The 10185-nt window shown below is 71.8% G+C and carries 5 protein-coding genes and 1 pseudogene; 2 read left to right on the top strand and 4 right to left on the bottom strand.

Going from position 1 to position 10185, the window contains the following annotated elements; all coding sequences use genetic code 11:
* Positions 1-6: 6 nt before the first annotated feature.
* From ACIGWZ_RS38450 to ACIGWZ_RS38465, 4 genes are all read right to left on the bottom strand, one after another.
* Entirely contained in the window at positions 7-204 is a 198-nt protein-coding gene (locus tag ACIGWZ_RS38450; protein ID WP_400072536.1) for a ferredoxin, read from the bottom strand.
* 93 nt (positions 205-297) lie between these two features.
* The gene (locus tag ACIGWZ_RS38455) at positions 298-1494 is read right to left on the bottom strand and encodes a cytochrome P450 (protein WP_400072537.1); all 1197 of its coding nucleotides are present in this window, start codon (positions 1492-1494) and stop codon (positions 298-300) included.
* Positions 1491-2549: a DegT/DnrJ/EryC1/StrS family aminotransferase gene (locus tag ACIGWZ_RS38460; RefSeq protein WP_400072539.1), complete on the bottom strand. Its 1059-nt coding sequence runs from the start codon at positions 2547-2549 to the stop codon at positions 1491-1493. The genes ACIGWZ_RS38455 and ACIGWZ_RS38460 overlap by 4 nt, the downstream gene beginning before the upstream one ends.
* Positions 2550-2566: 17 nt before the next feature.
* Positions 2567-3958 (bottom strand): glycosyltransferase, encoded by a 1392-nt coding sequence (locus ACIGWZ_RS38465; protein WP_400072541.1) that lies wholly within the window; start codon positions 3956-3958, stop codon positions 2567-2569.
* 318 nt (positions 3959-4276) lie between these two features.
* Here ACIGWZ_RS38465 and ACIGWZ_RS38470 point away from each other — a divergent pair.
* Together ACIGWZ_RS38470 and ACIGWZ_RS38475 are read left to right on the top strand one after the other, a co-directional pair.
* Positions 4277-8278 (top strand): annotated as a pseudogene (locus tag ACIGWZ_RS38470) (type I polyketide synthase); the annotation flags it as partial.
* A gap of 45 nt (positions 8279-8323) precedes the next feature.
* The coding region (locus ACIGWZ_RS38475; RefSeq protein WP_400072543.1) for a type I polyketide synthase at positions 8324-10185 on the top strand (1862 nt) is incomplete at its 3' end.

Below are 10185 nucleotides of genomic sequence, written 5' to 3' on the forward strand. Positions count from 1 at the left end.
GTCCGCTCAGCCGTCCACGACGGTGATCGCGCCGGACGGGCAGACCGCCGCCGCTTCGCGGGCGCCGTCCAGCGCGGTGGGGTCGGCCGGTTCGACGAGGACGGTCACCAGACCGTCCTCGTTCTGGTCGAACACCTTCGACGCGGTCAGGACGCACTGTCCGGAGCCGACACAGCGGTGGGTGTCCACGCTGATGCGTACCATCGTTCCTCCATTCCTCCGAGGGGGTGTGCCGGGGAGCCCGGTGATCGGGCCGGCTTCGGCGCCTGGGAGCCCGTCCGGCGGATCATGGGGGGCTCACTTCCAGCGGACGGGCAGCTCGTGCAGGCCGAACAGCACCCCGTCGTACTTGACCGGCAACTCCTCGACGGGCACGGCCAGTTCGAGGGAGGGGATGCGCGCGAAGAGGGAGCGGTAGGCGATCTCCATCTCGACCCGCACCAGGTTCTGGCCCAGACACTGGTGCACGCCGTAGCCGAACGCGACATGCGAACGCGCCGAGCGCTCCGGATCGAAGCCGTCCGGTGCCGCGAAGACCTCGCCGTCGTGGTTGGCCGCGGCGATCAGCGGCACGATGCCCTCGCCGGCCCGGATCAGCTGGCCGCCGATCTCCACGTCCTCGACGGCCACGCGGAACGCCACCAGGTCGGCCACCGAGTAGTAGCGCAGGAGCTCCTCCACCACCCGGTTGTCGCCGATCCACTGCGGATTGGTGAGCAGCTGCACCACGCCGAGCCCGATGTTGTTCGCGGTCGTCTCGTGACCGGCGATCAGCAGCAGCATGGAGACCCCTGACAGCTCCTGCAGCGACAGGGTGCCCGCCGCGATGAGCCGGCTGATCAGGTCGTCGCCCGGACGGCGCTCCTTGATCCGGATGAGGCGGCCCAGGTAGCGCAGCAGCGCCTTGGAGGCCGCGTCACGCTCCTCGTCGGTCGAGCTGAGCGTCACCAGGACGCGGGTCCTGGCCTCGAAGAAATCACGGTCCGCGCGGGGCACCCCGAGCAGGCCGGCGATCACCAGCGAGGGCACGGGCAGCGCGAAGTCCGCGATCAGATCCGCCCGGCTTCCCGCGGCCAGCATCGCGTCGATCCGCTCGTCGACGATCCGCTGGATGGCCGGACGCATCTCCCGCACTTTGCGGACGGTGAACTCGGGGATCAGCGTCTTACGGAACCGGCCGTGCTCCGGCGGATCGAGCGCGACGAACCAGCCCGGCACCTCGTCCTGCGACGGCGCTCCGCCGGTGCGGCCCGCCTTCGGGAACCCGGGCTTCGACGGGTCGGCGCTGATCCGGGGATCGGTCAGCACGGCCCGTACGTCCTCGTGCCGCGTCACCAGCCAGACGGGGCCGCTGGGCAGCGCGGAGCGGACCAGGCCCTCGCCCGCGCGGTAGTCGTGGTACTCCGGCGGCGGGAAGGCCCGGCCCGGCTTGCGCAGCGGGAAGGCAACCGGGCAGCCCGGCGCGGCGGTCATCTCCTCGGCCCCCGTACTCATGCCGCTCCGTAGAACGCGCGGATCCGGCCGGTGATGAACTCCTGGTCCTGCGCGGTCAGTCCGGTGTGCGTCGGCAGGTAGAAGCCGTCGGCGCTGAACCGACTGGCGTTCAGCGAGGACCAGTTCTCGTCGAGATAGCCCGGCTGGCGGCTCATCGGCTTGAAGAACACGCGGGTCTCGATGCCCTCGTCGGCGAGGTACGCGCACAGCTCCGCACGGCGCTCGGCACGCAGGTCGTACATCCACAGCACGTCCCGGGGCGGCATCAAGGTGATGCCGGGAATGTCGCGCAGCGCCTCGTCGTAGCGCTTTTCGATGTCGCGGCGGGTCGCGAGGATCTGGTCGAGCTGCTCGGTCTGGGCGAGCGCGACCGCGGCCTGCATGTTCGTCATCCGGAAGTTGTAGGCCAGCTTCTTGTGCAGGAAGCTGTGGTCCTTCGTGAAGGCCATGGCCCGCAGATGCGCCATCTGCTCGGCCAGATGTGCGTCGCGGGTGAGGCAGACGCCGCCCTCGCCGGCTGTGATGATCTTGTTGGCGAAGAGCGAGAAGCAGGCGATGTCACCGATCGGCCGCACCCCGTGCGCCTCGGCGGAGTCCTCCACGACCCGCAGGTTGTACTCGTGGGCCAGGTCCATGACGGCGGCCATGTCGCACTGCCGGCCGTAGATGTGCACCGGCATGATCACCTTGGTACGGGGGGTGATCTTCTCCTCGATGCGGGCGACGTCGATGTTCAGATCGTCCCCGCAGTCCACGAACACCGGGGTCGCACCGGTGTAGGTGACCGACCACGCGGAGGCGATCATCGTGAACTCCGGGACGATCACCTCGTCACCGGGGCCGACGCCGAGCGCACGCAGTGCCAGCGTGAGCGCGGTCGTCCCCGAGGAACAGGCGACGCCGTGCGGCATGTCGTGGTACACGGCGAACGCCGCCTCGAACTTCTTGACGTAGGGCCCCTGCGACGAGATCCAGCCGCCGCTGACGGCCTCCGTCACATACTGGAGTTCCCGACCGGCCAGATAGGGCATGGACACCGGATAGGCGTAGGACATGAGTCTGCGCTCCTTGGTCAGTGGGTTGCCAGGGCGGGGAGGCCGAGCAGCAGGTCCGCCGCCGCGGCGCGGCCGCCGGCGTCGTGCAGCAGGCCGGCGAAGTGCTCCGCGCGCTCGGTGAAGGAAGGCTCGTCGAGCACGCGGGTGATCTTGTCCAGCACGTCGTCCGCATCGACGGTCTCCGGCCGGTCCAGCGTCAGGCTCACCCCGAAGTCCTGTCCGCGCACGGCCTGGTCGTCGCAGTCCACCCACAACGGCCGTACCACCAGCGGCTTACCGAAATACAGGCCCTCGTGGTAGCCGTTGCCGCCGGCGTGCGTGAAGAAGACCTTCACGTTCGGATGGGCCAGCACATCGAGCTGCGACGGCACCCAGCTCTCGATGCGCAGACCGTCCGGGAGCTCTTCGGCGGGCGGCAGCAACTCCTGCTGGCTGCGCGGCAGTTTCCACAGCACCTGGTGACCGGCGGCCGCCAGTCGCCGGGCGACGTCCACCAGCGATCCGACCTGCTCGCGCGTCAGTCGCGTAACGGTGCCGAAGCCCATGTACACCACGGACTTCTGCTCCGACAGCCAGTCCGAGAGACCGTCGTCCTCCGGCGCCTGCGGCAGCGGCGGCACCATCGTGCCGACCAGCCGCATCTTCTCGTGCATCGGGAACGGGTAGTCCAGCTCCGGAACCGAGTAGCACAGCACCATCTCGGCGTGGTCGATCCGCGCCATCATCTGCCGGGCCTTGGGCGCAATGCCCAGCTCGGTGCGGATCCGGTTGTCCTCCTCGACGACCTTGCGCACCGAGGACGTCATGAACATCCCCAGCGTACGGACGCGGAACAGCTCGTTCTCGATACGCTGCCGGAACGTCATCACGCCCGGCAGACCCGAGTGCGGCACCGGGAAGCCGGACGGTGTGTACGACGCGGCGAACGGCACATGGGACGTCAGCACATTGCTCGGCACGAACGGCACGCCCAGGACGAACGGAATGCTTTTGGTGATCGCCAGCTCATGGCCGAACTGGCACATGCTCTCGATCACCATCAGCGCCGGCCGGACCTCCTCGACGATCTTTTCGAGAGCCCGGTACTTCCCGATCCGCGACCGGGGCGCGAACGAGTGCTTGATGACGGCGCGGTGGGCCTTGAACCGGGACCGCTGCGTCACCTCCGCGTACGTCTCGTCGTCCCAGGTGACCGCCGACATCTGCGAAACGGTCTCGCCGAGCGAGGCGAACCGCACCGCACTGTCCACGCCCGCGGCCTCGACCTCGCCGCGCGCCTTCTCGTCCGCCGCGAACCACAGGTCCGCCACCCCGCGTCGCGACAATTCCTCCGCCAGGACCAGGAGTGGATTGAGCAGACCGCTTTCGGCATAACTGACGAACAGAATCGGCCGCGGATTCGCGCCCATGGGCAACACCCTTCGGAAAATGGCGGGCCGCTCGGCCCGCGCATCACACCTACACACACGGCCGGTCGCCGAGTGACCGCCTTCATCGAGCCGCCGCCCGTGGTGAAGCGGGACAGTAACTTCGTCTCACATCACGGGCCGGGGATTCCCTAGTCTTCGTATCGCGGCAGGTGTTTGTGGGGCCGTGCGGCCATTGTCCGTGGCGGACCTTTCTCATTCCTTAGGGAAAAGTACAGCCCTTGCGCCCATACGATCCGGCACGCAGGGGTGTTGGAGGACCGACTTTTCCGCAGGGGTGAGCGAGGCATGACGCTCGGAGTCGACGAGGACCCGGTAGTGGTCGTCGCAATGGCCTGCCGCTATCCGGGCGGCGTACGCGGCCCGGACGATCTGTGGGAGCTGGTGCGCTCCGGCCGCGACGCGATGACCGGCTTCCCCGACGACCGCGGCTGGGACCTGGCCGCGCTCACCGGCGACGGGCCGGGGCGCAGCGTGACCCGCGACGGCGGATTCCTCGACGGGGCCGCCGACTTCGACGCCGCCTTCTTCGGCATGTCACCCCGTGAAGCCGCCTCCACCGACCCCCAGCAGCGCCTCGTCCTGGAGACCTCCTGGGAAGCCGTCGAACGAGCCGGGATCGACCCGCACTCCCTGCGCGGCAGCCGCACCGGCGTGTTCGTCGGCACCAACGGCCAGGACTACGCCGCCGTCACCCAGGCGTCGCCCGACGACCTGGCCGGGCACGCCCTGACCGGACTGTCGCCGAGCCTCGCCTCCGGCCGTCTCGCCTACCTCCTCGGCCTCGAAGGCCCCGCCGTCACCGTGGACACGGCGTCCTCCTCGTCCCTCGTCGCCCTGCACTGGGCGGCGCGCTCGCTGCGCGCGGGCGAATGCACCACCGCCCTCGCCGGCGGCGTCACCGTCATGTCCACCCCCGTCGGCTTCGTGAGCTACACCCGGCAGGGCGGCCTCGCCCCCGACGGCCGGTGCAAGGCCTTCTCGGACGAGGCCGACGGCACCGCCTGGGCCGAGGGCGTCGGCATCGTCGTGCTCGAGCGGCTGTCCACCGCCCGCGCCGCGGGGCACCCCGTCCTCGCCGTGCTGCGCGGCTCCGCCGTCAACCAGGACGGCGCCTCCAGCGGTCTCACCTCCCCGAGCGGAGCGGCCCAGGAACGCGTCATCCGGGACGCCCTCACCGACGCCGGACTCGGCCCCGCCGACGTCGACCTCGTCGAGGCGCACGGCACCGGCACCCGACTCGGCGACCCGATCGAGGCGCGGGCCCTGCTCGCCACGTACGGGCAGGGCCGCGAGCCGGAACGGCCGCTGCGGCTGGGCTCCCTCAAGTCGAACATCGGCCACGCCCAGGCCGCCGCGGGAGTCGGCGGATTCATCAAGACCGTCCTCGCCCTGCGTCACGGCCTGATGCCGCGGACGCTCCACGTCGACGCCCCCTCGTCGCAGGTGGACTGGTCCGCGGGCGCGGTCGAACTTCTCACCGAGCAGACGGCCTGGCCCGACACCGGCCGGCCGCGCCGCGCCGCCGTCTCCTCCTTCGGCATCAGCGGCACCAACGCCCACGTCATCGTCGAAGAGGCCCCGGCCGAGGGCTGCATCGACGAGCCCGCTGCCTACGGCACCCCCCGCCCCACCGCCGCGCCCTGGGTCGTCTCCGGCGCTTCACCGGAAGCCCTCGACGCGCAACTGGCCCGGTTGCGCGCCTTCGCCCACGAGCGGCCCGGCCTCGACCCGCTGGACGTCGCCCACTCCCTGGCGACCGGACGGGCCGCCCTACGGCACCGCGCCGTCCTGTTCCCGGGCGCGGACCGCATCACGGAGGACGTCCGCGGCGAGGCCCGCGAGCGCACCACCGCCGTCCTCTTCTCCGGCCAAGGCAGCCAGCGCCTCGGCATGGGCCGCGAACTGGCCGCCCGCTTCCCGGTGTTCGCCGACGCACTCGACACCGTCCTGCACTCCCTCGACCGGCACCTCGAACGCCCCGTACGCGCCGTCCTGTGGGGCGACGACGCCGACGAGCTGAACCGCACCGGCTGGGCCCAGCCCGCCCTGTTCGCCGTCGAGGTCGCCCTGTACCGGCTCATGGAGTCGCTCGGCCTGCGCCCCGACGTCGTCGGCGGACACTCGATCGGTGAGATCGCCGCCGCACATGTCGCGGGCGTGTTCTCCCTGGAGGACGCCTGCCGCCTGGTCGCCGCCCGCGCGACCCTCATGCAGGCCCTGCCGGCCGGCGGCGCCATGGTCGCGGTCGAGGCGACCGAGGCCGAGGTGCTGCCGCTGCTCGGCCCGTACGCCTCCCTGGCCGCCGTCAACGGCCCCACGTCCGTCGTCGTCGCGGGCGAGGAGGACGCCGTCCTGAAGGTCGCCGAGCACTTCAGCGGCGGCAACCGGCGCACCAGCCGCCTCTCCGTCTCGCACGCCTTCCACTCCCCGCTGATGGAACCGATGCTGGACGCCTTCCACGACGTCGTCACCCGGCTCACCTTCCACGAACCCGCCCTGCCGCTCCTCTCGAACCTCACCGGCGACCTCGCCGGCACCCGGGCCGCCACTCCCGACTACTGGGTGCGGCACGTCCGCGGGACCGTCCGCTTCGCCGACGGCATCGCGGCCCTGAGCGAGGCGGGCATCGACGTCCTGCTCGAACTCGGCCCCGGCGGCGTCCTGTCCGCGATGGCCCGCGACACCCTCGGCGCGGGCACCGCCGTCGACGTCGTCCCCGCCCTGCGCAAGGACCGGCCCGAGCAGACCGCGTTCGCCGGCGCCCTGGGCCGTCTGCACACTCTGGGTCTGCCCGTCGACTGGCGCGCCTTCTACGCCGATACCCCGGCCCGCCGCGTCGACCTGCCGACCTACGCCTTCCAGCACGTACGCCACTGGCCCACCCCGCCGCGTCCCGGCGACACCGGAACCGGCGAGCCCGGCCATCCGCTGCTCGGCACCGTCGTCCCTCTCGCCGACGGCGCCGGCACCGTGTGCTCGGGGGCCCTCGCCGCCCGCAGCCACCCCTGGCTCGCCGACCATGCCGTCGGGGGCCGCTGCCTGCTGCCCGCCACCGCCCTCGTCGAGCTCGCGGTCCGCGCGGGCGATGAGGCGGGCTGCGACGTCCTGCACGCACTCGACGTGACCGGACCGCCCGCCGTGCCCGACCGCGGTGCCCTCCACCTCCAGGTGCGGGTCGGACCCGCCGACGACACGCATCGCCGCCGCACCGTCACCGTCCACTCCCGGACCAAGGACGCACCGAGCGCACCCTGGACCCTGCACGCAACCGGCGTCCTCGGCACGGAGGGCCGGTCCGGCCCGGCACCCGACACCGCCTTCGCCGCCCGTGCCTGGCCACCGGAAGGCGCAGTTCCGGTCGACCTCGACGACCACTACGGATGCCTCGCCGACCACGGCTTCGACTACGGGCCGGCCTTCCGCGGCCTGCGTGCCATGTGGCGCCGCGACGAGGAGGTCTTCGCCGAGGCGGAGCTGCCGCCGCGGATCGCCGCCGACGCCGCGGCCTACGGACTCCACCCGGCCCTCCTCGAAGCGGCCCGGCACGGCGCCATGACCGGCGACGGCGTGGTTCCCGTCGCCTTCCGCGGCCTGCGCCTGCACGCCGTCGGGGCCACCGCCCTGCGCGTCCGCATCGTCCGCGGCGAGAACGACACCGTCACGCTGACCGCCGCCGACCCGCAGGGCGCACCGGTCCTCACCGCCGACGCCGTCGTCGTACGCACCCTCACCGACCGGGAACGGACCATGCCCCGGCCCGTGCCGTGCCCCCGCACCGACTCCGGAGGCAGGACGGCCCGTCCCACCGCGGCCCGGCCCGGTTCGCCCGTCGCAAGCACGCCGGGTGCCGACGGGCCGGAGAGCTTCGCCGAGCGGATCGCCGCCCTGCCACCGGCGCAGCGCGAGCACCGGCTCGTCGACCTGGTACGCACCGAGGCGGCGGCCGTCCTCGGGCACCCGGGCCCCGGGGCCGTCGGCGCGCGCGGCGTCTTCAAGCACCTCGGGTTCGACTCACTGGCCGGCGTCGAACTCTGCGACCGGCTCACGGCCCTCACCGGACTGCGGCTGCCGAGCACGCTCGTCTTCAACTTCCCCACCCCGGAACTGGCGGCCCGCCGCATCGGCGAACTCCTCGCCGCAGCGGCCCCCCGGCCACAGATGCCCGGCCACCCGGACCGGGTTGGCTCCACGCTCCACCAGAACTCACCCGCAGAGGTGCCCTCCCTGGACGAGGACATCGACACGGTGTCGGTCGACAGACTGCTCGACATCATCGATGAAGAGTTCGAAACCGCATAAAGCGATTGTTGCTTTCGTTCGCGACCCGATGACGAGGACGGACCGATGCCGGAACGCCAGCAGGACCAGCAGAACCGAAAGAACCCGCAGGATCAGCAGGACCCGCAGGGCCGGCAAGGTCAGCAAGGCCAGCAGGAAAAAATCGTCGAATATCTTCGCCGGGTCACCTCCGATCTCCGCCGCGCTAATCGCCGGATCAGCGAGCTGGAATCCCGGGACAACGAGCCCCTTGCCATTGTCGGAATGAGTTGCCGACTGCCCGGCGGGGTGAACTCTCCGGAATCCCTGTGGGAACTCGTGGAATCCGGTGGCGACGCCATATCGGGATTTCCGGCCGACCGCGGCTGGAACCTGGAGGCATTGACCGGAAGCGGCGAGGGAAGCAGCACCACGCACGAAGGCGGATTCCTCTACGACGCAGCCGAATTCGACGCCGGGTTCTTCGGTATCTCGCCCCGCGAGGCCCTTGCCATGGACCCGCAGCAGCGCCTCCTGCTCGAAGTCTCCTGGGAGGCACTGGAGCGCGCGGGCATCGCCCCCACCGCCCTGCACGGCAGCCAGACCGGCGTCTTCGTCGGCTCGTACCACTGGGGCGCGCCGTCCGCCGACGCCGCGGGCGAACTCCACGGCCACGCGCTGACCGGCACCGCCGCCAGCGTCCTGTCCGGCCGCCTCTCCTACACCCTCGGCCTCGAAGGCCCCGCCGTCACCGTCGACACGGCCTGCTCGTCCTCCCTGGTGGCGCTGCACATGGCCGCCCGGTCGCTGCGTGCCGGGGAGTCCTCGCTCGCCGTCGTCGGCGGCGTCACCCTCCTCGCCGAACCCTCCGTCTTCGTGGAGTTCAGCGCACAGGGCGGCCTCGCCCCCGACGGCCGCTGCAAGGCGTTCTCCGACCAGGCCGACGGCACCGGCTGGGCCGAGGGCGTCGGCGTCCTCGTCGTCGAGCGCCTTTCCGACGCGCGGCGCAACGGGCACCCCGTCCTCGCGGTCCTGCGCGGCTCCGCCATCAACCAGGACGGCGCCTCCAACGGCCTCACCGCCCCCAACGGCCCCGCCCAGGAACGCGTCATCCGCCAGGCCCTCGCCCAGGCCGGCCTGTCCGCCGCCGACATCGACGCCGTCGAGGCGCACGGCACGGGCACCAGGCTCGGCGACCCCATCGAGGCACAGGCCCTGCTCGCGACCTACGGCCAGGACCGCGACCCGGCGCACCCGCTGTGGCTCGGCTCCCTCAAGTCCAACATCGGCCACACCCAGGCCGCCGCCGGTGTCGCGGGCGTCATCAAGATGGTCATGGCGCTGCGCAGCGGCGTCCTGCCGCGTACCCTGCACGCCGCGTCCCCCTCGTCGCACGTCGACTGGGAGTCCGGTGGCGTGCGGCTGCTCACCGAGGCGACCCCCTGGCACCGGACGGACCGTCCGCGCCGGGCCGCCGTCTCCTCCTTCGGCATCAGCGGCACCAACGCCCACGCCCTCCTCGAAGAGGCCCCCGAGCCCCCCGAGCCTGCCGAGCCCGCCGACGCGACCGACAGTCAGGCAACGCCGGCCGACCCGGCCACCGTGCCCGGCACGCTCCCGTGGATCATCTCCGGCCACACCGAGCAGGCCCTGCGCGACCAGGCCACCGCTCTCCTGTCCCACCTCGCGCACCACCCCGGCCCACGCCCCCAGGACATCGGCCACGCACTGGTCTCGTCCCGCAGCACGCACGAACGGCGGGCCGTCGTGCTCGGCGCCGACCGGGACGAACTCATCGCCGGAACAGCCGCGTTGGCCGCCGGACAGCCCCGGAACGGCGTCGTCGACGGTGTCGCCGATGTCGGTGGGAAGACGGTGTTCGTGTTTCCGGGGCAGGGGTCGCAGTGGGTGGGTATGGGTGCGCAGTTGTTGGATGAGTCTGCGGTGTT

Origin of the sequence: Streptomyces sp. NPDC053427 (genome assembly GCF_044544985.1) — a bacterium.
Lineage (GTDB): Bacteria > Actinomycetota > Actinomycetes > Streptomycetales > Streptomycetaceae > Streptomyces.

Coding starts and splice junctions, on each gene's coding strand:
- ACIGWZ_RS38450 (WP_400072536.1), bottom strand. CDS start 204: ATGGTACGCATCAGCGTGGACACCCACCGCTGTGTCGGCTCCGGACAG.
- ACIGWZ_RS38455 (WP_400072537.1), bottom strand. CDS start 1,494: ATGAGTACGGGGGCCGAGGAGATGACCGCCGCGCCGGGCTGCCCGGTT.
- ACIGWZ_RS38460 (WP_400072539.1), bottom strand. CDS start 2,549: ATGTCCTACGCCTATCCGGTGTCCATGCCCTATCTGGCCGGTCGGGAA.
- ACIGWZ_RS38465 (WP_400072541.1), bottom strand. CDS start 3,958: ATGGGCGCGAATCCGCGGCCGATTCTGTTCGTCAGTTATGCCGAAAGC.